24 protein-coding genes are annotated in these 26,209 nt (G+C 74.2%); 12 read left to right on the plus strand and 12 right to left on the minus strand.

The features are described 5' to 3' along the window. Nucleotide 1: 1 nt before the first annotated feature. The 11 genes from IE275_RS24575 to IE275_RS24625 are packed head-to-tail and all read left to right on the plus strand — an operon-like array spanning nt 2 to nt 11,578. The gene (locus tag IE275_RS24575) at nt 2-1,243 is read left to right on the plus strand and encodes a glycosyltransferase (protein WP_189713562.1); all 1,242 of its coding nucleotides are present in this window, start codon (nt 2-4) and stop codon (nt 1,241-1,243) included. Continuing rightward, nucleotides 1,240-2,475 carry a class I SAM-dependent methyltransferase gene (locus tag IE275_RS24580; RefSeq protein WP_189713563.1) on the plus strand — a complete coding sequence of 412 codons (1,236 nt, stop codon included), beginning with the start codon at nt 1,240-1,242 and terminating at the stop codon, nt 2,473-2,475. The genes IE275_RS24575 and IE275_RS24580 overlap by 4 nt, the downstream gene beginning before the upstream one ends. Further along, the gene (locus tag IE275_RS24585; RefSeq protein WP_189713564.1) at nt 2,472-3,266 is read left to right on the plus strand and encodes a glycosyltransferase family protein; all 795 of its coding nucleotides are present in this window, start codon (nt 2,472-2,474) and stop codon (nt 3,264-3,266) included. Before IE275_RS24580 ends, IE275_RS24585 begins: the two co-directional genes overlap by 4 nt. Beyond that, the gene (locus IE275_RS24590) at nt 3,263-3,913 is read left to right on the plus strand and encodes a PIG-L deacetylase family protein (protein ID WP_189713565.1); all 651 of its coding nucleotides are present in this window, start codon (nt 3,263-3,265) and stop codon (nt 3,911-3,913) included. Before IE275_RS24585 ends, IE275_RS24590 begins: the two co-directional genes overlap by 4 nt. A gap of 3 nt (nt 3,914-3,916) precedes the next feature. Next, on the plus strand, nt 3,917-4,942 hold the full coding sequence (locus tag IE275_RS24595; RefSeq protein ID WP_189713566.1) for an NAD-dependent epimerase/dehydratase family protein: 1,026 nt from the start codon (nt 3,917-3,919) through the stop codon (nt 4,940-4,942). Beyond that, the gene (locus IE275_RS24600) at nt 4,939-6,213 is read left to right on the plus strand and encodes a DUF4910 domain-containing protein (protein ID WP_189713567.1); all 1,275 of its coding nucleotides are present in this window, start codon (nt 4,939-4,941) and stop codon (nt 6,211-6,213) included. The genes IE275_RS24595 and IE275_RS24600 overlap by 4 nt, the downstream gene beginning before the upstream one ends. Further along, nucleotides 6,210-7,517: an MATE family efflux transporter gene (locus IE275_RS24605; RefSeq protein WP_373299281.1), complete on the plus strand. Its 1,308-nt coding sequence runs from the start codon at nt 6,210-6,212 to the stop codon at nt 7,515-7,517. The genes IE275_RS24600 and IE275_RS24605 overlap by 4 nt, the downstream gene beginning before the upstream one ends. Continuing rightward, entirely contained in the window at nt 7,514-8,461 is a 948-nt protein-coding gene (locus tag IE275_RS24610) for a glycosyltransferase family 2 protein (protein WP_189713569.1), read from the plus strand. The genes IE275_RS24605 and IE275_RS24610 overlap by 4 nt, the downstream gene beginning before the upstream one ends. Further along, entirely contained in the window at nt 8,458-9,678 is a 1,221-nt protein-coding gene (locus tag IE275_RS24615) for a polysaccharide pyruvyl transferase family protein (RefSeq protein WP_189713570.1), read from the plus strand. The genes IE275_RS24610 and IE275_RS24615 overlap by 4 nt, the downstream gene beginning before the upstream one ends. Continuing rightward, nucleotides 9,675-10,226, plus strand: a complete 552-nt coding sequence (gene rfbC, locus IE275_RS24620) for a dTDP-4-dehydrorhamnose 3,5-epimerase (RefSeq protein WP_189713571.1) — start codon at nt 9,675-9,677, stop codon at nt 10,224-10,226. Before IE275_RS24615 ends, rfbC begins: the two co-directional genes overlap by 4 nt. Before the next feature lie 17 nt (nt 10,227-10,243). Next, nucleotides 10,244-11,578 (plus strand): glutamate-1-semialdehyde 2,1-aminomutase, encoded by a 1,335-nt coding sequence (locus IE275_RS24625; protein WP_189713572.1) that lies wholly within the window; start codon nt 10,244-10,246, stop codon nt 11,576-11,578. Nucleotides 11,579-11,595: 17 nt separating this feature from the next. Here IE275_RS24625 and IE275_RS24630 read toward each other — a convergent pair whose 3' ends face one another. The 12 genes from IE275_RS24630 to IE275_RS24685 all read right to left on the minus strand — a co-directional run bounded on the left by IE275_RS24630 (nt 11,596) and on the right by IE275_RS24685 (nt 23,819). After that, a complete protein-coding gene (locus IE275_RS24630) occupies nt 11,596-12,276 on the minus strand; it encodes a phosphatase PAP2 family protein (RefSeq protein ID WP_189713653.1) in 681 nt (226 codons plus the stop codon). Nucleotides 12,277-12,418: 142 nt separating this feature from the next. Further along, nucleotides 12,419-13,201, minus strand: coding sequence for a class I SAM-dependent methyltransferase (locus IE275_RS24635; protein ID WP_189713654.1), 783 nt, complete (start codon nt 13,199-13,201; stop codon nt 12,419-12,421). Between the two features lie 176 nt (nt 13,202-13,377). Further along, nucleotides 13,378-14,439 carry an NAD-dependent epimerase/dehydratase family protein gene (locus tag IE275_RS24640; RefSeq protein ID WP_189713573.1) on the minus strand — a complete coding sequence of 354 codons (1,062 nt, stop codon included), beginning with the start codon at nt 14,437-14,439 and terminating at the stop codon, nt 13,378-13,380. 83 nt (nt 14,440-14,522) lie between these two features. After that, entirely contained in the window at nt 14,523-14,924 is a 402-nt protein-coding gene (locus IE275_RS24645) for a hypothetical protein (RefSeq protein ID WP_189713574.1), read from the minus strand. After that, nucleotides 14,921-16,066 carry a molybdopterin-dependent oxidoreductase gene (locus IE275_RS24650; RefSeq protein ID WP_189713575.1) on the minus strand — a complete coding sequence of 382 codons (1,146 nt, stop codon included), beginning with the start codon at nt 16,064-16,066 and terminating at the stop codon, nt 14,921-14,923. Before IE275_RS24650 ends, IE275_RS24645 begins: the two co-directional genes overlap by 4 nt. Nucleotides 16,067-16,164: 98 nt before the next feature. Further along, the gene (locus tag IE275_RS24655) at nt 16,165-17,517 is read right to left on the minus strand and encodes an aldehyde dehydrogenase family protein (RefSeq protein ID WP_189713576.1); all 1,353 of its coding nucleotides are present in this window, start codon (nt 17,515-17,517) and stop codon (nt 16,165-16,167) included. Nucleotides 17,518-17,580: 63 nt separating this feature from the next. Next, nucleotides 17,581-19,377 (minus strand): asparagine synthetase B family protein, encoded by a 1,797-nt coding sequence (locus IE275_RS24660; RefSeq protein WP_189713577.1) that lies wholly within the window; start codon nt 19,375-19,377, stop codon nt 17,581-17,583. A gap of 162 nt (nt 19,378-19,539) precedes the next feature. Continuing rightward, entirely contained in the window at nt 19,540-20,043 is a 504-nt protein-coding gene (locus IE275_RS24665; RefSeq protein ID WP_189713578.1) for a hypothetical protein, read from the minus strand. An 88-nt stretch (nt 20,044-20,131) separates the two neighbouring features. After that, nucleotides 20,132-20,974, minus strand: coding sequence for a hypothetical protein (locus IE275_RS24670; protein WP_189713579.1), 843 nt, complete (start codon nt 20,972-20,974; stop codon nt 20,132-20,134). A gap of 1 nt (nt 20,975) precedes the next feature. Then, nucleotides 20,976-22,100, minus strand: a complete 1,125-nt coding sequence (locus IE275_RS24675; protein ID WP_189713580.1) for a hypothetical protein — start codon at nt 22,098-22,100, stop codon at nt 20,976-20,978. A gap of 40 nt (nt 22,101-22,140) precedes the next feature. Continuing rightward, nucleotides 22,141-23,136, minus strand: coding sequence for a hypothetical protein (locus tag IE275_RS24680; protein WP_189713581.1), 996 nt, complete (start codon nt 23,134-23,136; stop codon nt 22,141-22,143). Between the two features lie 17 nt (nt 23,137-23,153). Further along, complete coding sequence (locus IE275_RS24685) at nt 23,154-23,819, minus strand: cupin domain-containing protein (protein ID WP_229870523.1); 666 nt, start codon at nt 23,817-23,819, stop codon at nt 23,154-23,156. A gap of 389 nt (nt 23,820-24,208) precedes the next feature. On the opposite strand from IE275_RS24685, the gene IE275_RS24690 reads away from it, so the two are divergent. Next, nucleotides 24,209-26,203 carry a CASTOR/POLLUX-related putative ion channel gene (locus tag IE275_RS24690; RefSeq protein ID WP_229870525.1) on the plus strand — a complete coding sequence of 665 codons (1,995 nt, stop codon included), beginning with the start codon at nt 24,209-24,211 and terminating at the stop codon, nt 26,201-26,203. The last annotated feature ends 6 nt before the right edge of the window (nt 26,204-26,209 follow it).

Consider the following 26,209-nt stretch of genomic DNA (forward strand, 5'->3'; position numbering starts at 1 on the left):
CATGCACGTTCTCGTGGTGCACAACCGCTACAACTCGGCGCAGCCGAGCGGGGAGAACAAGGTCGTCGACCAGGAGGTGGCGCTGCTGCGCGAGGCCGGCCACCGGGTCGAGCTGTTCGAGCGGCGCAGCGACGACATCGCCGCCCGCTCCCTGCCGGGCAAGGTCGCGGTGCCGCTGCTGGTGCCGTGGAACCCGGCCGTCCGCACCGAGCTCGCCGCCCGGCTGCGCACCGAGCGGCCGGACGTGGTGCACGTCCACAACGTCTTCCCGCTCCTGTCGCCCGCGGTGCTGGCCGCCTGCGCCGACGCCGGCGTGCCCGCCGTCGCCACCCTGCACAACTACACCCAGATCTGCCCGCCCGGCACCCTGCAACGCGACGGCCGGCCGTGCACCGAGTGCGTCGGGGCCACACCGCTGCCCGCCGTCCGGCACGGCTGCTACCGGAACTCCCGGCTGGCTACGGTGCCGCTCGCGGTCAGCCTGTCGGTCAACCGGCGGCGGTGGTGGACCGGCGTGGAGCGGTTCTTCTGCATCTCCGCGGCGCAGCGCGACGTCCTGGTGGCGGCCGGCATGCCGGCCGGGCGGCTGGCGGTGAAGCACAACTTCGTGCCCGAACCGGGCGTCCGCCGGGAGGGCGAGGGCGAGCATCTGCTCTATCTCGGCCGGCTCGCGGAGGCCAAGGGCGTCCGGCTGCTGATGGCCGCGTGGGACGAGATCGCCGCCGGCGGCGGGCTGGGCGTGCCGCTCGTGATCGCCGGTTCGGGGCCGCTGGAGCGGGAGGTGGCCGCCTGGGCGGCGGAGCGGGACGACGTGCGGTACGTCGGCCTGTACGACCAGGAGGAGTGCCGCAAGGCCATCGCGCGGGCGGTCGCCGTGGTCGCTCCGTCGACGTGGCTGGAGGCGTTCGGCCTGGTGGTCGTGGAGGCGATGGCGGCGGGGGTCCCGGCCGTCGCCGCCGGTCACGGCGCCTTCGTCGAGCTCGTCGAGGACGGGGTGACCGGGCTGCTGCACACACCGGGCGAGGCCGCCTCGCTCGCGTCCTGCCTGCGCCGGATCGCGGCCGGGCCGGCCCGCGGCCAGGAGATGGGACAGGCGGCCAGGCGCCGGTACGAGCGGGACTTCAGTCCGGCCGTCGGCCTGGAGCGCCTGGTGGAGGGGTACCGCACCGCGATCGCGGTGCGGTCGGCAGATGCTCGCGGCGGGGACACCCGCGCGAGCAGGGGGGATGGGGACAGTAGATGACACGATGCCGACTCTGCGGGTCGCACGCGACGGCGAGCGTCGTCGATCTCGGGGCGACCCCGCCGTGCGAGAGCTTTCTCGCCGCGGACCAACTGGACCGGCCGGAGCCGACGTACCCGCTGCATCTGCGGGTCTGCACCGACTGCTGGCTCGCGCAGATCCCTCCGCTGATCGAACCGGAGGAGACGTTCACGGAGTACGCGTACTTCTCCTCCTACTCGACGTCCTGGGTGGAGCACGCGCGCACGTTCGTCGACGACGCCGTGCGGCGGGTGGGTCTGGGGCCCGACGCCTTCGTGGTCGAGGTTGCCAGCAACGACGGGTATCTGCTCAAGCACGTGGTGGAGCGCGGGATCCGCTGCCTGGGCGTCGAGCCCTCGGTGAACGTCGGCGCCGCGGCGCGGGACGCGGGTGTGCCCACGCTCACGGCGTTCCTGGACCCGGACACCGGCGCCGGCGTCCGCGCCGAGCACGGTCCGGCTGACCTGGTCGTGGCCAACAACGTGTACGCGCACATCCCCGACGTGGTCGGGTTCACCCGCGGGCTGCGCGCCCTGGTCGCCGACGACGGCTGGGTCTCCATCGAGGTGCAGCACCTGCTGACCCTGATCGAGGAGAACCAGTACGACACGATCTACCACGAGCACTTCCAGTACTACACCGTTGCTTCCGCGATCCGAGCCCTTGCGAGCGGCGGACTCACCCTCGTGGACGTCGAGCTGCTGCCCACGCACGGCGGCTCCGTCCGGCTGTGGGCCCGGCCGGCCGAGGTGGCCGGCGAGCCGGCCGCGAGGGTGGCCGAGGTCCTCGACCGGGAGAAGGCCGCAGGTCTCCAGGAGCTGTCCGGGTACACCGAGTTCTCCGCCCGGGTGGCGAAGGTGCGCCGGGATCTGCTGCGGTTCCTCGTCGAGGCGGCCGAGCGCGGCGAGACGGTCGTCGGCTACGGCGCCCCGGGCAAGGGCAACACCCTGCTGAACCACTGCGGCATCCGGCCCGACCTGCTCGCGTACACGGTCGACCGCAACCCCTACAAGCACGGCAGGTTCACCCCGGGCACCCGCATCCCGATCCTGCCGCCCGAGCGGATCGCCGCCGACAGACCGGACTGGGTGCTCGTCCTCCCGTGGAACCTGCGGGAGGAACTCGTCGAGCAGCTGTCCTTCGTGCACGAGTGGGGCGGCCGGCTGGTCTTCCCGATTCCGGAACTGAGCATCGTCGAGGTGAAGGCATGAAGGTCGTACTGTTCTGCGGCGGTTACGGGATGCGGATGCGCAACGGAACCTCCGACGACGTGCCCAAGCCCATGGCGATGGTCGGCCCCCGGCCGCTGATCTGGCATGTCATGCGCTACTACGCGCACTTCGGGCACACGGAGTTCATCCTGTGCCTCGGGTACGGGGCCCACCACATCAAGGACTTCTTCCTCCACTACGAGGAGACGACGTCCAACGACTTCGTGCTGCGGGGCGGGCGGACCGAGCTGCTGTCCACCGACATCGCCGACTGGACGATCACGTTCGCGCAGACCGGCATCGAGTCGCCGATCGGGGAGCGGCTGCGCCGGGTGCGGCACCACCTGGACGGGGACGAGATGTTCCTCGCCAACTATGCCGACGTGCTCACCGACGCCCCGCTGCCGGAGATGATCGAGAAGTTCGCCGGGCGCGACGCCGGTGCGTCGATGATGGTGGTGCCGCCGCAGTCGTCGTTCCACTGCGTGGACCTGGGCGAGGACGGCCTGGTGGGCGGTATCACCGCGGTCAGCGACATGCCGCTGTGGGAGAACGGCGGCTATTTCGTGCTCCGTCAGGAGGTCTTCGACCACATCCCGGAGAACGGGGACCTGGTCGCCGACGGATGCGCTCAACTGGCCAAGCAGGGACGGCTGGTGGCGCACCAGCACCGCGGCTTCTGGAAGCCGACCGACACGGTGAAGGAGCGGGCCGCGCTCGACGAGGCGTACGCCCGCGGCGACCGGCCGTGGGCCGTGTGGGAACACGACGGCGCGGGGGTGAGCGCGTGATCGGGCTCGGGACGGGGCGCCGCCCGGACCGGATCGTCGCGGTGGGCGCGCACTGCGACGACATCGCCATCGGCGCCGGCGGCACGCTGCTGACGCTGTGCCTCGCGCACCCCGGCATCCGCGTCGACGCGCTGGTGCTCACCGGCGGTGGCGGCGAGCGGGAGCAGGAGGAGCGGGCCGCGCTCGCCGCGTTCTGCCCGGGCGCCGACCTGCGGCTGACCGTGCACAAGCTGCCGGACGGCCGGCTCCCCGCGCACTGGGACGAGGCCAAGGGCGCGGTCGAGGAGCTGCGCGCGGGCACGGAGCCGGATCTCGTCCTCGCCCCGCGCACCGACGACGCGCACCAGGACCACCGCGGTCTGGCGAAGCTGATGACCACCGCGTTCCGCGACCACCTGACGCTCGGCTACGAGATCGTCAAGTGGGACGGCGACCTCGGCCGTCCGTCGGCGTACCAGCCCCTGTCGACCGAGGTCGCCGAGGAGAAGGTGCGGCTGCTCCAGGAGCACTACCCCTCGCAGCGGCACCGGCCCTGGTACGACCGGGAGGCCTTCCTCGGTCTCGCCCGGATCCGCGGCATCGAATGCCACTCCCGCTACGCCGAGGCGTTCGCCGTCACCAAACTCACTCTCAATCTGGGGGGATGAACCTTGCGCGTACTGCTGACCGGACACCAGGGCTACCTGGGCACCGTGATGGCCCCGGTCCTCACGGCCGCCGGGCACGAGGTCGTCGGCCTGGACGCCGGCCTGTTCGCCGACTGCGTGCTCGGCCCGCCGCCCGCGGACCCGCCGGGCCGGCGGGTGGACCTGCGTGACGTCACGGCCGAGCACGTGGCCGGGGTGGACGCCGTGATCCACCTGGCGGCGCTGTCCAACGACCCGCTGGGATCGCTGGCGCCGGACCTCACCTACGACATCAACCACCACGCGTCCGTGCGGCTGGCCCGGCTGGCCCGCGACGCCGGGGTGCAGCGCTTCCTGTACGCGTCGACGTGTTCGGTCTACGGCGCCGCCGGCGGTGCCGACCTGGTGGCCGAGGACGCCCCGCTGCGCCCGGTGACGCCGTACGCGGAGTCCAAGGTGCGGGTGGAGGACGACCTGCACGCGCTCGCCGACGGCGACTTCAGCCCGGTGTACATGCGCAACGCCACCGCCTTCGGCTACTCGCCCCGGCTGCGCGCCGACATCGTGCTGAACAACCTGGTGGGGCACGCGCTCCTGTCCGGCGAGGTGCTGGTGCTCTCCGACGGCACCCCCTGGCGACCGCTGGTGCACGCCGCCGACATCGCACGGGCCTTCACGGCCGCGCTGGGCGCGCCCCGGGAAGCGGTGCACGACCGGGCGTTCAACATCGGCAGCGAGGTCAACAACGTCACGGTCGCCGAGATCGCCGAGCAGGTCGCCGAGGCGGTGTCCGGCGCGAAGGTGGTGATCACCGGGGAGAACGGTGCCGATCCGCGGTCGTACCGGGTGGACTTCTCCCGGTTCCGCACGGCGATCCCCGGCTTCGACTGCGAGTGGACGGTGAAGCAGGGCGCGCTCGAACTCGCCGACAAGTACCGCGACCACGGGCTGACCCAGGAGGACTTCGAGCGACGCTTCACCCGGCTGGCCGTGCTGCGCGCGGCGTCCGACGCCGGGACCGTCGACGACACCCTGCGGTGGCGCCGATGACCGTGGCCGGCGAGGAGATGCACCTGCTGGTGGAGCGGCTGTACCCGCTGTGCCGCAGCATCACCGGCGACGGGGTGCGCGCCACCCTGGAGATCGTCGGCGAGTACGTCCCGCTGGAGGTCCACGAGGTGCCGACCGGGACGCAGGTGCTCGACTGGACGGTGCCGCAGGAGTGGAACATCCGGGACGCGTACGTCGCCGACGCCGCCGGCAACCGGGTCGTCGACTTCGCCGCGTCCAGCCTGCACGTGCTCGGCTACAGCGTGCCGGTGTCGGCGACCATGCCGCTGTCCGAGCTGCGCGCGCACCTGCACACCCTGCCGGACCATCCGGCCTGGGTGCCGTACCGCACCAGCTACTACCAGCCGGAGTGGGGGTTCTGCCTGGCCCAGGACACCTTGGACGCCCTCCCGGACGGCGACTACGAGGTGCGGATCGACTCCACGCTCGCGGACGGCCACCTCACCTACGCCGAGCACGTCGTCCCCGGACAGGTCCCCGACGAGGTGATCGTCTCCTGCCACACCTGCCACCCGTCGCTGGCCAACGACAACCTGGCGGGCATCGCGGTGGCGACGTTCCTGGCCCGCGCGCTCGCGCAGGAGACGCCGTACTACACGTACCGGTTCATCTACGCGCCCGGCACCATCGGGGCGATCACCTGGCTGGCCCGCAACGCGGAGCGGGTGGAGCGGGTCAGGCACGGTCTGGTGCTGGCCTGCGCCGGCGACCCGGGCCGGCTGACCTACAAGCAGAGCAGGCGCGGCGACGCGGAGATCGACCGGGTGCTGCGGCATGTGCTGGCCGCCTCCGAACGCCCGCACCACATCACCGAGTTCACCCCGTACGGCTACGACGAGCGGCAGTACTGCTCGCCCGGGTTCGATCTCGGCGTGGGCTCGCTCAGCCGGACCCCGTACGCCGGCTACCCCGAGTACCACACCTCGGCGGACAACCCGGACTTCGTCTCCCCGGAGGCGATGGCGGACACGCTCGCCCTGTGCCGCGAGGCATTCGCCGTCCTCGACCGCAACCGGCGCTACGTCAACCTCAGTCCCTACGGCGAACCACAGCTCGGCCGGCGCGGGTTGTACGACTCCCTCGGCGGCCGCAGCGACGCGAAGCAGGCCCAGATGGCCATGCTCTGGGTGCTCAGCCTCTCCGACGGCGAGCACAGCCTGCTGGACGTCGCCGAGCGGTCCGGGCTGCCGTTCGGCGCCGTCGCCGCCGCGGCCGACGCCCTGCACGGCGCCGCACTGATCAAGGCATGACGCCGATGACCACCGAGGGGGAGAATCCGCGGACGGCGGCACCACCGGCCGGATCCGCCAGACGGGCCCTCGTCGGCCGGCTGTCCTGGGGACTGGCCGACCAGGCGGCCTCCAGCGTGAGCAACTTCGTGGTGGGCATCTACGTGGCCCGCTCGCTGGGGGTCACCGCGTTCGGCGTGTTCAGCCTCGCCTGGGTGACGTACGGCGTGGTGCTCAACGTCTCCCGCGGGCTGGCCACCGATCCGCTCGTGGTGCGCTTCAGCGGTGTCACGGACGCGGCCTGGCGCGGGGCGGTGACCCGGTCGACGGGTACCGCGCTCGCCGTCGGTACGGCCCTCGGCGCGGCCTGTCTGGTGGCCGGGCTCGGCCTCGGCGGCCGTGTGGGGCCCGCGTTCGCCGCCCTCGGTGTCCTGTTGCCGGGGCTGCTGCTCCAGGACGCCTGGCGGTTCTCGTTCTTCGCCGCCGGCGCCGGCCGCAAGGCGTTCGTCAACGACGTCGTGTGGGGTGTCGCGCTCGTCCCGGCCATGGTGGTGGCGGCCCGGGTGGGCAGCGTGCCCGCCTTCGTGCTCGCGTGGGGCGCGTCCGCCACGGTGGCGGCGGGGTACGGCTGCCTCCAGTCCGGCATCCGGCCCCGGCCGGCCGAGGCACGCGGGTGGCTTCGCGAGCAGCGCGATCTCGGCTACCGGTATCTGGTCGAGAACGTCAGCCTGAGCGGCGCGAGCCAGCTGCGGGCGTACGGGCTCGGCGTGATCGTCGGGGTCGGCGCGGTGGGCGCGGTGCGGGGCGCGGAACTCCTGCTCGGCCCGTTCCTGGCGGTGCTCATGGGGCTCTCCCTGGTCACCGTCCCGGAGGCGGCACGGGTGCTGCGGCAGGCCCCGCAGCGACTGGGCCGGTTCTGCCTCCTCCTCGGCGGGGGACAGGCGGCCGGCGCGCTGCTCTGGGGCGGGGCGCTGCTGCTGATGCCCGGCCGGCTCGGCGAGCTGGTGCTCGGCGACGTCTGGAGTTCCGCCTCGGAGCTCATCGTGCCGATCACCCTCGGCGTCGCGGGCGCGGGCCTGGGCACGGGCGCGGCGGCCGGGCTGCGCGCGCTCGGCGCGGCCCGGCGCAGCCTGCGCTGCCAGCTGTTCGCCTCCGCCTGTTACGTCGGCGGCGGGCTCGGCGGTGCGGCCGCCGCCGGCACGGTCGGCTCGGCCTGGGGCGTCGCCGCCGCGACCGTCAGCGGCTCGGCCGTGTGGTGGCTGCAACTGCGGTCCGCCCTGCGCGAGCACGCTCAAGAACCGATTCGCGAAGTGAGGACGTCATGACCGCGCAACCCAGGCTGAGCATCGGCCTGCCCGTGTACAACGGCGAGGAGTACCTGGCCGAGTCGCTCGACGCCCTGCTCGGCCAGACCTACGAGGACTTCGAGCTGGTCGTCTCCGACAACGCCTCGACCGACGGCACCGAGGACATCTGCCGCCGGTACGCGGCGAAGGACTCGCGCATCCGGTACCTCCGGCTGCCCCGCAACATCGGCGCGACACCGAACCACAACCATGTGCTGGCCGAGTCCCGCGGCGAGCTGTTCAAGTGGGCCTCGCACGACGACCTGTACGGCCGGGACCTGCTGCGGCGCTGCGTGCAGGCGCTGGACGAGCGGCCGGACATGATCCTCGCGCACACCGGCCAGGCGGTCATCGACGGCGACGGCCGGGTGAAGGTCCCCTACGAGTACACGCTCGCCACCGACTCCCCGCACGCGCCGGACCGCTTCCGCAGTCTGCTGTTCGAGCCGGGCGGCGACGACTTCTACGGCGTGATGCGCACCGACATGCTGCGCCGGGTGAAACCGATGGACAGCTACCATCACGCGGACCGCACGTACGTCGCCGAGATCACCCTGCACGGGGCCTTCCACCAGGTGCCGGAGCTGCTGTACTTCCGCCGCGACCACCCCACCCGCGCCGAGCGGGCGAACCCGTCCAAGCGCTCCCGGTGCGTCAACCTGGACCCGCGCCGGGCGGGCCCGCTGCACCCGACACCCCGGCTGCTCGCCGAGTACGTCTGGGGCTTCGCCTCGGCGATCCGGCGGGCGCCGCTGTCCGCGGCGGACCGGCGCGCCTGCTTCCGCCACCTGGGCGCCTGGATGACCAGCCGGATCCGGCCCGGCGCCGGCGAGCGGGTCGAGGACCGTGCCCCGGTCGACCCGGCCCGGCTCACCGTCTCGGTCGACGACCTGGTCGCCGGCCGTGAGGGGAGGCGGGCATGACGGCCCCGGTGCGCGTCGGGGTGTTCGGCCTGCTGGGCTCCGGCAACCTCGGCAACGACGGGTCGCTCGAGGCCGTGCTCGGCTACCTCCGCGCCGCACACCCGGAGGCGGTCGTGGACGCGCTGTGCGGCGGGCCCGAGGCCGTGACGACCCGGTTCGGGATCCCCGCGACGCGGCTGCACTGGTACCGCGGGGAGTACCGGACCGCGTCGCGTGCGGGCGCGATCGTGGGCAAGGGCCTGGGCAAACTCGTCGACGTCTTCCGTACCGCCGCCTGGGTGCGCCGGCACGACGTGGTGATCGTCCCGGGCATGGGCGTCCTGGAGGCCACGCTGCCGCTGCGGCCGTGGGGTTTCCCGTACGCGCTGTTCCTGCTCTGCGCGAGCGGCCGGCTGCTGGGCACCCGGGTGGCGCTGGTCGGGGTCGGCGCCGCGCCGATCCGTGACCGGCCGACCCGGGCCCTGGTGCGCTGGTCGGCGCGGCTGGCCGCCCACCGGTCGTACCGGGACGCGCAGTCCCGCGACGCGATGCGGGCGATGGGCGTGGACACCGCGCGCGACGAGGTCCACCCGGACCTCGCGTTCGCCCTGCCGACGCCGCCGACGAGCGCGCCCACGGGCCCCGCGGGCCCGGTCTGCGTCGGCGTCATGGACTTCCACGGCGGCAACGACGATCGTGCCCGCGCCGACGAGATACACCGGCGCTACCTCGACGGGACGATCCGGTTCGTCCGCGCGCTGGCCGAGGAGGACAGGGCCGTGCGGCTGCTCACCGGTGACGAGTGCGACGCGACGGTGGTCGCCGCGATCCTGGACGCGGTGGACTCGCCGCTGGTCACCGCCGCCGATCCGGCCTCACTGGCCGACCTGATGAAGGAGATGGCGGCGGCCGACAGCGTGGTGGCGATCCGCTACCACAACCTGATCTGCGCGCTGAAGACCGGTACGCCGGTGCTCGCGCTCTGCTACGCGGCGAAGAGCGACGCGCTCATGACGGAGATGGGCCTCGGCGCGTACTGCCACCCGGCGCGCGAGGTCGACCCCGACCGGCTGCTCGAACAGTTCCGTGCGCTGGAGAGGCGTTCGGCCGAACTGCGGCGGACCCTCACCGAGCGGAACCTGGCCGCCGCCCGGCAACTCGAGCACCACTTCCGCTCCTTGACCGCGGCCCTGTTCCCCGCGGCCGACCGCACCCCCACCTTAGGGAAGACGTCATGAAGGCGACCGAAGTCCCGGAGATCACCGGCGCGTACCTCTTCGAGCCGACGCCGTACGCCGACGAACGCGGCTTCTTCTGCCGCACCTTCGACGCCGACGTGGTCCGCTCGGTGGGCCTCGACCCGCACGCCTTCGTGCAGGACAGCCTGTCCCGCTCGGTCCGGGGCGTACTGCGGGGCCTGCACCTGCGCTCCGGCGCCGGCGAGGCCAAGCTGGTGCGGTGCTCGAACGGGAGGATCTTCGACGTCGTCGTGGATCTGCGGCCCGGCTCGCCGACGTTCCGCAACCGGGCCTTCTTCGAGCTGTCCGATGAGACCCAGACGACCCTGTACATCCCGGCGGGCTGCGCGCACGGCTTCCAGGCGCTGACCGGGACCGCCGACACCTCGTACCGGATCGACCGCCCGCACGATCCGGCCGAGGACGTGACGATCGCCTTCGACGACCCGGAGCTCGCCATTCCCTGGCCGCTGCCGGTCACATCGATGTCCCAGCGGGACCGCGAGGCGCCGAGCCTCGCCGAGGTCCTGAAGCACAGAGAAACGTAAAGAAAGTTGAGGTCGGCGTGGACACCCAAGACACCGCAGAGCTCCTCCTGCCGCGGTCGCGGACGGCGAACGAGCGACTGCACGCCCTGATCCCCGGGGGCGCGCACACCTACGCCAAGGGCGACGACCAGTACCCCGAGAACCTGGCCCCGGTCATCAGCCACGGCCGCGGTGCCCATGTGTGGGACATCGACGGCAACCGCTACATCGAGTACGGCTCCGGCCTCAGGTCGGTCAGCCTCGGCCACGCCCACCCGCGCGTGACCGAGGCGGCGCGCCGGGAACTCGACCGTGGCAGCAATTTCGTCCGGCCGTCCGTCGTGGAGGTCGAAGCCGCGGAACGCTTCCTGGCCACGGTGCCGACCGCGGAGATGGTGAAGTTCGCGAAGAACGGCTCCGACGCCACCACCGCCGCGGTGCGCCTCGCCCGCGCCGCCACCGGGCGTGCGCGGGTGGCCCTCTGCTCCGACCATCCGTTCTTCTCCGTCGACGACTGGTTCATCGGCACCACGCCGATGTCCGCCGGCATCCCGGCGGCGACCAACGAGCTGACCGTGGCGTTCCCCTACGGGGACCTGGCCGCCACGGAGGAGCTGCTCACCCGGTACCAGGACGAGGTCGCCTGCCTGATCCTCGAACCCGCCACCCACACCGAGCCGCCGCCCGGGTACCTCGCCGGTCTGCGCGAGCTGGCGGACCGGCACGGCTGTGTACTGATCTTCGACGAGATGATCACCGGTTTCCGCTGGTCCGAGGCCGGCGCCCAGGGCCTGTACGGCGTCGTCCCCGACCTCTCCACGTTCGGCAAGGCGCTGGGCAACGGGTTCGCCGTCTCGGCGCTGGCCGGGCGCCGCGAGCTGATGGAGCGGGGCGGGCTGCGTCACTCCGGCGACCGGGTGTTCCTGCTGTCCACCACGCACGGCGCGGAGACGCACTCCCTGGCGGCCGCGATGGCCGTACAGAGCACCTATGCCGAAGAGGGCGTCACCGCGCGGCTGCACGCCCTCGGTGAGCGGCTGGCCGCCGGTGTCCGCGACGCCGCGGCCGGCATGGGCGTCGGCGACCACATCGTCGTGCGGGGCCGGGCCAGCAACCTGGTCTTCGCCACCCTCGACGAGAACGGGCAGCCGTCGCAGCCGTACCGCACCCTGTTTCTGCGCCGGCTCCTCGCGGGCGGGGTGCTGGCCCCGTCGTTCGTGGTGAGCAGCGCGCTCAGCGACGCCGACATCGATCACACCGTCGACGTGGTGGCCCAGGCGTGCGCGGTGTACCGGAAGGCGCTGGATGCCGCCGACCCCACCCCCTGGCTGGTGGGACGACCGGTGAAGCCCGTGTTCCGCCGCCTGGCGTGACGTGAGGTGAGGTGACGTCAGCGACGCTCCAGTCGACCGGCCTCGGCCGTCCGACCGCCCAGTCGGTCGGCCGTCCGGTCGACCAGCCACGCGGTCGCCGGTGTCACCGCCAGCGCGGTGCACCAGCCGCCGAGGACGTCGGTCGGGTAGTGCGCGCCCAGGGCGACCTGTGCCCAGCCCATGGCGGCGCCGGCGACCAGCGCCGCGGCGAGCACGAGGAGCGTGCCGGCCGTCCTGCCGAGGCCGAGCAGACCGGTCGCGAGCAGCGCCACGACGACGGCGAGCGCGGTGGCGAAGGCGGTGTGCCCGCTCGGGTAGGACAGGTTCTCGCCGTGGATGGTCCGTCCGACCAGGGACTTGAGCAGGGTCGCCGTCACCACGGTCAGGCCGGCGCCGGCGACGGTGAGCACCGCCGCGCGGGGACGCCGGAGCAGCAGGCAGCCCGTCACGACGGCCAGGACCAGCGTCGCCGCTCCCACGGGCTCCCCCAGGAAGTCCGTGGCCAGGGCGATGTGCCGCCACGGCGGCCCCACGCCGTACACCGCCGCCTCGATCCGCGCGTCGGCCGTGCCGGGCTCGCTGTCGTCGGCGTACAGGACGCCGAGCACGAGCACCACCAGTGCGGCGAGGACCGCGAGGGGCCCGAGCCACCCGCGCAGCGACAAAGGCAGCGCCGCGGGCGCCGTCCGGCCGGTCATACGTCCGCCGGCCCGGCCGGACGGAGTAAGTGCCAACTCCCCACCTTCGAGCCCCCGTTGTGTCTGGCCCGGCTCGCTTGGGAGCCGTCGGCCCGTCCATCGTCCTGGTCGAGGACATCGGAATCATTCTCTGCTCGCCACCCTAACCAACGGTGCGGTCGCGGCACACGGCCGCAGGAAGATCCATGTGTCGACATGTCGCGTGGCGGAGAGCGGGCTCCCGGTTCGGGCGGTGGAGTTCGGCGAAGGGGCGACCGTCCGCCGTCCACCGACCGGTGACGATCCAGCCGGCGGTCTCGGCGGCGCCCAGCAGGGCGGTCGGGCCGACGCGGGCCCAGGGGAAGGGGCGTCCATGGCGGCCGCGGGCGTCCTCGACACGGACGGTGAGGCGCTCGTCCACGTCGTCGGCGGCGGCCTCGGCCAGCAGGCGGCCACCGGGGCGGACCAGGTCCCGCAGGCGGGCGAACAGGGCGGCCGGGTCGCCGCCGATCCCCACGTTGCCGTCCATCAGCAGGACGGTGCCCCAGCGGCCCTCACGCGGCAGGCGGTCGAAGACGGAGCGCCGCAGGGCGGTTCCGCCGTGGCGCCGGGTCCGGGCGACGGCGGCCGGACTGACGTCCACCCCCAGCGCCGGTACGCCGTCGGCGGCGAGGGCGGCCACCAGACGGCCCGGGCCGCAGCCGACGTCCAGGACGGGTCCGGCGCAGCGGCGCAGGACACCCGTGTCGGCGGGGTCGGGGCCGGCGCACCACCGCTCCACGTCCAGCGGGATCAGCTCTGCCGCACCGAGGGCGGGGGGCGCCAGGCGGCGCAGGTACAGCGGGCCGCGGCCGGTGCGCAGGGCCCGGGCGTAGGGGTCGGCCGTCCAGGGCTCGCCGGGCCGGGCGGGGGGCGGGAGGAGCACCGGTGGACGCGGCCCCGCCATCGGCGACCCGCCCCGCTCGACGGCGTCCACGGAGGAAGGAGATGTCTCGATCACCCCACTCACCCTACGAACGCAAAGCGGGCATAAGGGGTTTGGTCTCCTTACGGATCGCTGACGTCGCCGGACCCCGCGACACGCGGACGCGGGACCGCAACGGGAGGCCCGCCGGGCTCACCTCACCCGGCCCGCAGGGGGGCCGCCGCGAACTCCGCCATCCCCTCGGCGAAGCCGACCCGGGCCTTCCACCCCAGTTCGTCGCGGAGCCTGCGGGAGGACGCGGTGATGTGGCGGACGTCGCCGAGCCGAAACTCCCCGGTGACGACCGGCGCCGGACCGCCGTACGACGCGGCCAGGGCGGCGGCCATCTCCCCCACCGTGTGCGGCACCCCGCTGCCGACGTTGTAGGCCCGCAGGACGCCCTGCGCCACGCCGTCCAGGCCGTCCAGGCCGTCCAGCGCGGCGAGGTTGGCGTCGGCCACGTCCCGCACGTGCACGAAGTCCCGCCGCTGCCCGCCGTCCTCGAAGACCCGCGGCGCCTCGCCGCGCCCGAGGGCGGAGCGGAACAGGGACGCGACGCCCGCGTACGGGGTGTCGCGCGGCATGCCGGGCCCGTACACGTTGTGGTAGCGCAGTGCCGCCGCCCTGCCGTTCGTCGCGCGGGCCCACGCGGCGGCCAGATGCTCCTGGGCCAGCTTCGTGGCCGCGTACACGTTACGGGGGTCGGCGGGCGCGTCCTCGTCCACGAGACCGGGGGCGAGCGGCTCACCGCAGTGCGGGCAGGGCGCGTCGAAGCGCCCCGCCTCCAGGTGGGCCACCTCGCGCGGGCCCGGCCGTACGACACCGTGCCGGGAGCACTCGTAGCGGCCTTCGCCGTACACCACCATCGAGCCGGCCAGCACAAGCCGGCGCACGCCCGCGTCGGCCATGCCGGCCAGCAGGACCGCCGTGCCGAGGTCGTTGCAGCCGACGTAGTCCGGGGCGTCGGCGAAGTCCTTGCCCAGGCCGACCATCGCGGCCTGGTGGCAGACGGCGTCCACACCGCGCAGGGCGTCGGCGACCGCGGCCGCGTCGCGGACGTCGGCGTGCCGGTGGTCGATCCCCTCGGGAATCGGCGGAGCGGTGCGATGGGCGGCGGGCAGCAGGGCGTCGAGGACGCGCACGGCGTGCCCGGCGCCGGTGAGGGCGGTGACGAGGTGCGAGCCGATGAAGCCCGCGCCTCCGGTGACCAGGATCAACATGCCACCGACCGTAGGGCCGGGGAGCCGCCCGTGGGCCGCGCGGCGCGGCGACGTCAGGGGTTCGTAAGCCTTCGCGGCAGGGGCTACGACGGTGGCCGTCGGCGGCGAGCCCTCCGGCGTGCCGCCGTCGACAGTGCCGTCACCGCGGCCACGGCCGCCAGGGCGATCAGCCAGTTGCGCGGGTAGTCCAGCGGCAGCACCGAGGAGTTGGCCCGCGGCCCCGGGCGCAGCAGCACGGGCAGCGCGACGACCGTCAGCGAACCCGCGACGATCAGCGCCGCGCGGACCGGGCCGCGCAGCCCACCGCGCACCAGCACCAGACCGGCCAGCAGCACGGCCGGCGCGATCAGCGCGTCGTGCAGGACGACCGCCCCGCCCAGCCAGACCACGACGTCGGTCAGGTCGCGGACGTCGAGCAGCAGGGACACACCGACGCCCATGAGCGCCGCACCGGCCGCACCCGCGAGGAGACGCGTCACCTTCATGACAGCACCTCCAGCCGGCCCACCCACTTGGTCTGGAGCACACCGGGCCGGTTGGGTGCGATGAGCCGGGCCGGGTAGCCGTGGTCCGGGTGGAGTTCCGCGCCGTTCAGACGCAGGGCGAGCAGGGTCAGCGGGTCCCGGGCGTGCCGGTGCCCCATCTCCGACACCCGGTAGCCGCCTCGCAGTTGCAGGGAGACCACCCGCACCCGCGCGTGCGGTGGCGCGCCCGCCCGCTCCAGGAGATCCGCGATCCGCACGCCCGTCCAGTGCGCCGACCTGCTCCAGCCCTCCACGCAGGCGATGGGCAGCTCCACCTCGTGCTGGGGAAGGGCCCGCAGGTCGTCCAGCGTCAGCGTGTACGGCCGCGGGCCGTCGACGGCCAGGCGGTACGCCTCGCCGGGGATCCGGCCGACTCCGGCGGCCGCGGCGGTCCGGTTGACGGGCAGGGCCTGGGGGCCCTCGTCGGGGTCGCGGGGCGCGAACAGAATGAGGTCCTTCAGCGGGGTGAAGGACTGGCCCACCGTGGTGAGGGTGACGGCGCCGACCGCCGCGCCCACCGCCGCGAGCAGCGACCGGCGGTCACGGCCGTCGGACGCGGGCAGGGCGAGGGTGCCGGGCGACCGCCGGCTCCAGTGCGCCCGGATCTCGGGCGCCTGGACCGCGACATGCAGGACCAGCGCCCCGACGACCAGCCACGCGACCGCGTAGTGCACCGGCACGAACGAGAACGGCCACGGGTACCACTGGGCCGTGTTCAGCAAGCCGGTCGCCGGCTCGAAGAGGGCCCCGGCGACGAGCACCGCGACCGACAGACGCTCCAGGGCGTGCCGGACCGACCGCAGCGCCGGCCGGGCGAACAGCCGCGGGTACACGGTCCACAGCTTGGCGAGCAGCAAGGGGATCGCGGCGATGCCGGAGGCGACATGCAGGCCCTGGGTGAGCCGGTAGCCCCACGAGGGACGGCTCGGCAGGCCGTCGGCGAGCCAGCCCGGCGGATGCTGCATGAGATGGCTGACCAGACCGGTGAGGAAGCACACCGTGAACGCCAGGCCCAGCCACCGGCCGAGCGAGGTGGCCGTGCGGGCGTCATGCAGTCCGCCCTTGAACACCGGCGGGGAGACACGCAGTTTCATGCTCTCCATCCCACCGGTCGCGGGACCGCATCGGAACAAGGGAATCCTTACGGACCAGGGACGTCTCCTCGTCGCCGGTGGTGCGGTGCGGGCCGGTGCCGGCCGTGTCAGCCGCCGTGGACCAGTCGTGCGGTGACCGTCTTGGGGCGCTGGTACTCGTGCAGGGCCAGTGCGCTCAGGTCCGTGCCGTGGCCCGAGGCGCCCCGGCCGCCGTGCGGGAGTTCGGCGCTCTGCACGAGATGGCAGTTGAGCCAGGCCTCCCCCGCGTTCAGCCGGCCGGCGAGATCCAGCCCCGTGGTCAGGTCACGGGTCCACACGCTCGCCGCCAGCGCCTGCGGGACACCGTCGGCCAGCGCCACCGCCGCGTCGAGGTCCTGCGCCCACTGCACGGTGAGCAGCGGGCCGAAGACCTCCTCCAGCACCGCCGGATCGTCGTCGGGGAGGTCGGCCAGGATCCGGGCGGGCCGCCAGAAGCCGTTCTCCTCCCCGGGCCTCGGGGCGATGCCGGCCGCGAAGTTCCGCCCGGCGGCGGAGGACTTGACGATGCCGTCGTAACGGGCCAGCTGGTCGGGGTTGTTGAGCGGGCCGAAGTCCCGCCCCGCGAGGCGTTCCCGGGCCGCCGCGGCCAGCTTCTCCACCGCCTGCTCGTAGTTCTCGCGCAGGGTGATGACCCGGGCGGGGGCGGCGCAGCTCTGCCCGGCGTTGTAGGTGCAGGCGTCGGCCAGCCGCGTCCAGGTGTCGTCGGGCGCGTCGGGCAGGACGAGCGCGGGGGCGTTGCCGCCGAGTTCGAGACTGACCCGGCGGCCGCCGGCACGCGCCGCCACATCGGCCCCGGCCGCCGCGCTGCCGGTGAACGCCACCATGTCGACGTCGGCCTCGACCAGCAGCCGGCCGGTCCGCCGGTCGCCCGTCACGGCGGTGAGGACGGCGGGGCCGAGCGCTTCGGCGGCGTGTTCGGCGAGGAGTTCCAGGGTGTCGGAGGTGGTCTCCGCGGGTTTGGCCACCACCGTGTTGCCGGCGGCCAGGGCCGGCGCGCACCGCCAGGCGGCCATCATCAGCGGATAGTTCCAGGGCACGACGACACCCACGACCCCGAGGGGTTCCCAGCGCACCCAGCTCTCGTGGCCGTCGATCAGCCGTCCGGCGGCCGGTGCCGACTGGGCGCGGACGGCGGAGGCGTAGAACCGGAAGAGGTCCGCGACCTGGGCCACCTCGCCCGCCGTCTCGCTGTCCGGCTTCCCGGTCCCGGAGGCCTCCCGTGCGACGTAGGCCGGGGCATGTTCCTCCAGCAGCGTGGCCAGCCGCTCCAGCCGGCGCGACCGCTCCCTGGGGGTGAGGCCGCGCCAGCCGGGCAGGGCCGCGCGGGCGGCGGCGACCGCGGACCGCACCTCGTTCTCGCGGGCGACGGGGGCGGTGCCCCGGACCCGGCCGGTGCGGGGGTCGATGAGGGTGGTGTTCACGGTGCGGTTGCCTCCATGGTTCCGTTCACGGGCGATCGGCCCGCTCGGCGAGCGGGTGCCGGTTCACAGGTCGTACGCCCGCAGCCACAGCTCCAGGGTGAGCACCAGCCACAGCTTGCCGCCCTGCCGGGGCAGCAGCGCGCCCCGGCCGCGCATCCAGGTCCGTACGGTGTCGGGCCGGAAGAGCCCCCGGCGTCGGGCGGCCCGGCCGAGCAGCAGATCGCCGACCGGCTCGCGCAGCGGCCCGCTCAGCCACTGCTGCACCGGCACCCTCATCCCGCTCTTGGGGCGGTCCACGACGGTGGCGGGCAGCAGATCCCGTACGGCTTCCTTCAGCACCCATTTCTCGGCGGTGCCCCGGAGTTTGAGGGCGGGCGGGGTGGCGAAGGCGTGGTCCACCACCCGTCGGTCGAAGAGCGGGGCGCGGCCCTGGATCCCCTGGGAGGCGGTCAGCCGTTCGACCTTGGTGAGGATGTGATGGGCGCCCTTGGTCCGCAGGTTGCAGTGGAGCAGCTGGTTGAGGAGGTGGGTCATGCGGTCGGGGCCCGTCAGATAGGGCTCGACGAAGCGTTGCGGGGGCGGCGCGGACTCCAGCGCGGACAGCGCGTCGGCGGTCAGCAGGTCCGCAAGGTCGGTCCCGCACTTTCGGTAGGAGCGCAGATAGGCGGTGGCCCGGTCCTCGTACCAGGGCGACCCGGGCGCTCCCGGAGCCCCGGCGTGCATCTCCTGGACCAGCATCGGGAGGTTCTTCGGCCCGCCGAACACGGGGTCTCCGCCCTCCCCGTTGAGGGCGACACTCAGCCCGTCCGCCGCGACCGCCTCGGCGAGCATCAGGTTCGGCACGGTCAGGGGGTCGCCGACCGGGCTGTCGAGCAGGGCGGCCGTGTCGGCGAGGCGGGCGGCGACCGCCTCGCCGGAGACCGTCAGCACCCGGTGCCGGGTGTGACAGTGGGCGGCGACGAGGCCCGAGTAGCCGAGTTCGTTGGGGAGTTCGTCGCCGAAGCTGATGGAGTAGGTGCGCACGGGGTGGCTGTGCAGCTTCGCGGCGAGCGCGGTGACCAGCGAGCTGTCGATGCCGCCGGACAGCAGGACACCGACGGCCTCGGCCTCGGGCAGCCGTCGTGCGGTGGCCTCTTCGAGGAGGGCACGCAGGGCGAGAACGTGATCGTCGGAGCTGTCGGATCCGTGGGATTCGTCGGCCCCCTGCTCGGGGATGCGTTCCTGGGGTTCCCAGTGGACCGTCTCGGTCACGGTCCCGTCGGCGGCCAGCCGCAGCACCCGGCCGGGCAGCACCTCGCGCACGCCCTCCAGCAGCGTCTCCTCGCCCGGCAGATAGGCGAAGGTGAGGAAGGAGCGTACGGCGGACAGGTTCACGCGGGTGCCCAGCGCGGGCCAGCGGCGCAGGGCGCGCAGGGAGGTGGAGGCGGCCCAGGCGTCGGCGGCACGGGCGTAGAAGAGGGTGCGGGCGCCGACGTGGTCGCGGATCAGCACGAGGTCGCGGCCGTCGAGGACGGCGAGCGCGAACATGCCCTCGGCCAGCGCGACGCCCTGTTCGCCGAGCCGGGCCCAGCAGCGCAGCAGCAGTTCGCCGTCACGGGCGCCGGGTGGGGCGGGGGCGCCGTCGGCGGCCAGCGCGGCGAGGAGTTCGGCGCGGTTGTGCAGGGTGACCTCTCCGACGGCACGCATCCCGTGCGCGTCGAACGGCCCCTGGGCATGACCGGGTTCGTCCCGCACGAGGGCCAGTCCGGGCGCGACGGCCGAGGCGCCCATCGCGGCGAGATGCGCGTCGGCGGGGCCGGGCCGGCCGTCGGAGCGCCGATGCCCGTTCTCCGTGGCGAGACAGACGCAGAAGCGCGCCATCGACAGGGTCCTTTCCTGTTGCCGGACGGCCGGAATTGCCGAACGGGTCGGACGTGCCGAACGGGCCGAACGGGCCGAACGGGCCGAACGGGCCGAACGGGCCGAACGGGCCGAACGGGCCGGTCCGGGGCGCGCGGCCCTCGTGTGCTGTGGCGCGTTCGGTCAGCCGAAGTCGTCGTCGCTCCAGCCGCCGTCGTCGTCGCCCCAGTCGCCGCCGTCCCAGTCGTCCCCGCCGCCGCCGCTCCCTCCCTCGGACGAGCTCTGCGCCTGCCGGCGCAGTTCCTCTTCCTCCTCGGGTGTGAGGTCGAGCGGCGGAAGCTGGGAGGCGGTGACGGCGAGTCCCGCCACGCCGAGGCCGACGAGGGCGGCCCCCATCCGGCCGCCGAACGACGTCCGGTTGACCATGAGGGTCTCGCCGCGCCCCCAGAGGGTCCGGCCGTAGCCGATGTCCCGCCCGTAGGTCACCGTGCCATCGGCGAGCGTCCGCTTGACGATCTTCTTGCCCAGCAGTTCGTCGGTGCCCGCGCCGCCCCGATCGTCGTGCCAGTGCACCACGCCGCCGGAGCCGCGCCGACGCCACTCCTGCCGGCCGTCCTCGTAGGTGCGGTGGACACTGCCGTCGGCGAGCAGTTCGTCCGTGTAGCCGACTTCGCGTGGGCGGATCATGCGCTTCGGTCCTTGGGTCTGCGGTGCTCGGGCATACGGTCACAGGTCGTCGTACGGTCGTCGGGGCGGGGTCGGCCTCGGGGGCGGGTCATCCGTCGGGCCAGGTCATGAAGCCGGCGGTGCGCAGTTCACGCAGATCGCCCCAGACGGACTGACGGGCCGGCCGGGGGCCGCGGGTGAGCCGGAGCACCGCCCGCAGGAGCCGGGCCGGCGGTACCGCGGCGACCTCGGCGAACCGGCCCCCGGCGAGCCAGGCGGCCTCGGCGGGCCTGAGGCCGCGCGGCAGCGGTGCGAGCGGCGGCACCGGGGCGGGCCTGCGCCCGGACACCAGGCGCAGGGCCTCGGCGTGCCGGGGCACAAGACCGAGCGAGGCGACCCGGGCGGAGGCCGGTCCCAGCGCGTCGCGCACCCGGGCGGGCAGGGCGATCCCGGTGGGGCTCGCGTCGTGCAGGACGTGCACGGTGGCGCCTTCGGCCCGCTCCAGGGCTGCCACCAGCCGGGGGTCGAGCGGCAGATCGTCCTCGGCGCTCAGGACGGGACAGGCCGCCTCCAGGTGCGCGTGGTTGGCCAGCAGCATCCCGGCGATGGCACGGTCCTGGCAGATCAGCAGCCGGGGCAGCCCGTAGGCGTAGAGGTCGGGTTCCCGGGCCGGGCCGCCGATCGTCGGGGCGGCGGTCACCGGAGCGGGGAGCAGTCCGGCCGGTTCCCTGCCGCGCAGCGCCTCGGTGAACCGGGACAGGCGCAGCGGCGGGGCCGGGCTGTGCGGGATGCGCCGCACCGGTGCGGGTGTCGGACGCAGGACGCGGCAGGTCTCGTAGTACAGCTGCCGCTCGGTGAAGCGGAGGTTCCCGGGTGCGGCGGCGCGCCGTGCGGCGACGGTGATCGCCCGCTCCAGCAGCAGCCGGCCGACCGGGGTCGTGGACGTCGGCATGTCAGTTCCCGTCCTTCGCCGGTGGTTCCGCAGGCCGCGGCCAGGTCATGAACCCGACCGCCGCGGCCTTGTCCTGCTCGCCGTCCGAGGCGCCGCGGGCCTTGTCCACGGCGCGCTCCACGGCCGACTCCACCAGGGCGGGCGGAGCCGCGGCGACGGGGCTGAACCAGCCCTCGACCAGCCAGGCGGCGTCCCTCGGGGCGTGCTCCTCCATCCGCCGCAGCCAGGCGGGCGGTTCCGTCCGCAGGTGCGCGGGGGGTTCCTCGTGGAGCGTCAGGACCCGGCGGTCGCCGGCGACCGCCCGCACCGGCAGCCCGGCGTCCACGACGACCTGCCCGGGCCGGCTCGCGCGGGCGTCGGCGACCAGTTGGAGGCCGCTCGCACTCGCGTCGTGGAGCACCACCACGGGCCCGGTCCCGGTCAGTTCCTCCAGCTCGGCGGCGACCGTGAGGTTCAGCCGTCGCGGAAATCCGTTGGCCGCGAGGAAGACGCGGACGGCCGGGTCCGGGCAGAGCAGTGCGACCGTCTCCGAACGCGGTTCCCCGCCCGTGCGCCGGCCCGTGCCCCGGCTGTCCCGGCTGTCCTCGTCAGGGGTCCGGTACGTCCGGTCGTCCACGATCCCGGGCGGCAGGCTTCCGTACACCTGGACCCATCGCCCGCAGATCATCGTGCGGAACTCGCTCGGCGAGGGCGACAGATGCGCACCGGCGCGGCGCGCGGGCCGGTACGGCTTGCCACGCGCCACCACGTACAGGAGCACGGCCGCCCCCGCGCTCCCCCACCAGACGAGGCCGGCGGAGGGCATGTCCGCCACGAGGAAGGCGAGCGCCACGAGCCCGGCGGCCAGGACGGTCCCCACCACGCGCCCCACCCATGGCCGGCGTCCGCTCTCCGGGGTCTTCGGCCAGGTGTGATGGGCGGTCCGGGCCAGGTACCCGAACTGGGTGACGGTGACCTTGCGGCGGCCGCCGTCGGTCAGCTTCTCGGCGACACGCCGGATGCGGGTGTCGTGCATGCCCCGGCCGTGCACCTTCGGGTCGAGGGCGAAGGGGCGCTCGCAGGTGGCGCACACCTGGCCGGCGCGTTCCTTGAGCAGCAGGGAGGCGTGGCAGTGGGGGCAGATCATCCGCCCTCCTCGGCCGGCTCGTCCGTTCTCCCCGGCCGGGTCATCCGGCCTCCTCGGGCCAGGTGAGGAATCCGAGGGAGGCGGCTCGGCGCCGCTCCGGATCGGCCGCGGCGCCCGCCTTCTCGACGGCCCGGGAGACGACGGCCAGCAGTTTGGCGGGCGGCACCCCGACGAGCGGGAAACCCCAGCCCCCGCCCAGCCACTTCAGCTGCGCCGGGGTGAACTCACCGCTCTGCCGAAGCAGTTGCACGATGCCCGCGTCCGGCGCGCCGCCGCGCACGGGTACCGCGCGTTCCAGGCCGTGCACGGCGCCGAGCGGCAGGCCGATGTCGACGACCGGGCGTCCGGGCTGCGCGGTGCGGACCCGGTGGGCGAGCAGCAGGCCCTCGGCGTCGGCGTCGTGGAGCACCAGGACGGGTCCCCGGCCGGGCAGGGCGCCCGGGGCGGCCGCCAGGGTGAGCCCGTGGCGGGTGGTCAGGCCGGCCGCGTCGAGGAAGACGGCGACGGACCGGTCGGGACAGAGCAGGACGAGCCCGTCGCCCCGGGTGCCCGGGGTGCCCTGGGACGGAGGGTGGCTGTCGTCGATCACGCCGGGCGGCAGGGAGCCGTAGACGCTCTTCCACTCCGCCAGCGGGCCGGTGCGGAAGGCCTCCCGGGTGAGCCGGGGCCGGCCCCGGCCCACACCCCTCACCTGTGCGACGACGAAGCCCAGCGCCGCGAGCAGCGACAGGCCGCCGACGACGGCGAAGAGGGTGACGTCGGAGCCCAGTCCGACGAGCACGGCGACGATCCCGATGATGATCAACGCGACGGCGCAGCCCATCTCGACCCGGGTGTCCCGCAGCGACCTGCGGGACAGCGCGTACCACAACTGCCCCGTCGTGCAGGGCACCCGGCCGCCGTCGGTGAGCTTGAGGGTGATCCGGCGGACCCGGAGGTCGTTCAGGCTCAGCGGGTTGGTCTTGGGGTCCAGGGCGTACCTGCGCCCGCACTTGCCGCAGACGTTGCCGGGCCGCTCCTTGCGCAACAGGGACATCTGGCAATGCGGACAGATCACCGTCGGTCCTCCAGTCCCTGCGCGACCCTGCGCAGCCGGGCGGCCAGTCGCTCCCGCACGGTGGTCACGCCCGGCCCGCGCACCTCCTGGACCCGCTCGATGTCGCGCAGGGCGGCGGCGAGTTCGAGGTAGCCGGCGCGGGCGAGGGTGCCGGTGCGGGCGCCGGGGGGCGCGGTGGTGGCGCCGTGCGGCGGACCGGCCGCCCTGCGCTCCGCCTCGGGGGCGGTGATCGCGTAGTCCTCGTGATCGATGCCGTAGCCGGTGTTGGCGGCCAGGATGGTCAGCGGGGTGGTGTCCCGGTTGGCGAAGGAGTGCGGCATCATCTCCGGGATCCGGATCAACCCGCCCGGCGCGAGCGGGACCTCGGTGACCTTGCCGCGCTCGCTGTCGTACAGGCCGCAGGCCGCGTAGCCGAGGCTGAGGACGAAGTGCTCCCCGCCGTGCGCGTGCGGGGTGAAGGCGCTGCGAGGGCCGACGATGCCGAGTTTGACGGTGGCGTTGGAAGGGCGCTCGGGGGACGTGGCCGCGTCCCCGACGAGGTAGTGGGCGAACTGCCCGTCGTCGATGAACCGCAGGAGGTCCCGCTCGGGTCCCAGGTCCCGGGCGCCGTCACGGTCGGCGAGGACGACGGAGCCGTCGGCCCGCAGCCGGTACAGCCGCACGCCGCGGGGCAGCTCCCCCGGCCCCCCTCGACCGTCCGGCGTGTCCGATATGGCCGGGTCCGCCGTGCCTGACACCTCTTCACGCGTGCTGCCGAACAAGCGCGCCTCCCCCACGTGCCGCTCCCGTACGCATGCGATGGTAAGCCGCTGATCCGGAATGCGACGAGGTCACGCGGGGACCAACGGGCGACATCGGACCGAACGGCGGGTGAACGGAACCCCCGCGCGCGAGCGTCCCCGCGCCGGCGGTCCGTGGCGGCGGTCCGCGGCGGTCCGCGGCGGTCCCTCTTCCCGAAAGGATGAATGCCCCGTCGGCACGGCGTGTCGCGGAGGCGGGAGCCAGCACGCTTCGTCTCCGGGAACCGTGCGGCGGACGTCAGGGGGCAGGTGTGGCAGAGCGGCAGCGGCCGACTTCGTTACGGGACCGGGCGCGCTACCTGTTCGACCGGACCCTCGCGCGCAGCACGGGGGCGCTGCTCGGATGGCTGGCCGTGGGCTGTCTGGCGATCGTCGTCCCCGTCAGCGCCCTGCTGGTGTGGACGGACCCGGACGCGCCGCGCTCCCTGTCCGGCCGGCTCACGGCCGTGTGGCGCACCAGCGCGGAGACCCTGCGCCTGGGCGGGGTGACGGGCGCGCCGCTGCGGATGCTGCTGTCCGTGCTGCTCGGGCTGATCACCCTGCTGTGCGTGTCGACGCTGGTGGGAGTGATCACCACGGGTCTCGGCGACCGGCTGACGGAACTGCGGCGGGGCCGTTCGACGGTGCTCGAGCGGGATCACGCGGTGGTGCTGGGCTGGTCGGACCAGGTGTTCACGGTGGTCGGGGAGCTGATCGCCGCCCGGGCCGACCGGGGGCGGGGCGTGGTCGCCGTCCTCGCCGACCGGGACACGGCCGAGATGGAGGCGTCGCTGACGGCCGGGCCGGACGCCGTCGGTGCCGTCCGGCTGGTCTGCCGTACCGGGTCGCTGACGGATCCCGAGGCCCTCGGGCTGGTCACCCCGGACGCGGCCGCCTCGGTGCTGGTCCTGCCGGCCGAGGGCGCCGACGCGGACCTGGAGGTCGTACGGATCCTGCTGGCGCTGCGGGCGTTGCTCGGTGTCCGGACGGGGCCGCCGGTGGTGGCGGCCGTACGGGACGAGCGCTATCTGTCGGCCGCGCGGCTGGCGGCCGGGCCCCGCGGGACCGTGCTGGAGACCGATCTGACGACGGCGCGTCTGCTGGTGCAGTCGGCGCGGCGTCCCGGGCTGTCGGCGGCGCTGCGCGACCTGCTGGACTTCGCCGGCGCCGAGTTCCGGGTGGTGGACGCGGCGGATTCCCTGGTGGGCCTGCCCTTCGCGGAGATCGCGTCGTGCTTCGAGGTGTCCTGTGTCGTCGGGTTCCTGACGGCCGACGGCCGTCCGCTGATCGTTCCGCCGCCGGGGACCGTGCTCGGGCCCGGGGACCGGCTCGTGGTCGTCGCCCGGGACGCCTCGCCCGTCCCGCCCGTCGACTGCCGCGCGTACGTCGACCGCACGGCCGTGGCGCCGCCCGGACCGCGGCCGGAGGAGCCCTCCCGGGTGCTGCTGCTGGGCTGGAACCGCCGCGCGCCGCTGGTCGTCGACCTCCTGCGCCGCACCGCCCTGCCGGGATCCCGCCTCGACGTGGTCACCGGCCCGGACGCCGGCCCCCCGCGGCCCGTCACCCCACCGGACGAGAGCGGGCGGCTCGACGTCGTGCACCACCCGGGCGACCCGATCCGGCCCGAGACGCTGCGCGCCCTCGACCTGTTCGGCTACGACAGTGTCGTCGTGTCGGCCGGGGAGGTGGGGGCCGGTCCCGAGCGGCCCGACGACCGGACTCTGCTGACGCTGCTGATGCTGCGGTCGCTGGAGGAGGAGGTGGGCCGGGCGCTACCGGTGGTCGCCGAGCTGTGCGACCACCGCAGCCGGGCGCTGGCGCCGCTGGGTCCGGCGTCCGACACGGTCGTCCGGGGCGAACTCACCGCGCTGCTGATGACGCAGATCTCCCAGAGCCCCGAACTGGCCGTGGTGTTCGAGGAGGTCTTCGCCGCCCGGGGCGGTGCGCTCGCCCTGCGCCCGGCCGGGCACTACGTGCTGCCGGGCCGTGAGGCGTCCTTCGCCACGGTGGTGGCGGCGGCCCTGGAGCGCGGCGAGTGCGCGATCGGATACCGCGCGCACGGTCCGCGCACCGCCCGCCGTGACGACGGTGTCCGGCTCTGCCCCCACAAGGCCGAACGGCGCGTCTGGGGCACCGGGGACGAGGTCCTCGTCGTGTGGGCGGGCCCCGCCGACAGGGGTGGCGCGGGCGGTGCGGACGACCGGGTGCCGCGGATGCGCCGGTCCCACGAGGGGGGCGACTCACCGGCCGGTGTGCCGCTGGGGTGAGCGCGT

The sequence above is a fragment of the Streptomyces phaeofaciens genome (assembly GCF_014648915.1).
Taxonomy (GTDB): domain Bacteria; phylum Actinomycetota; class Actinomycetes; order Streptomycetales; family Streptomycetaceae; genus Streptomyces; species Streptomyces phaeofaciens.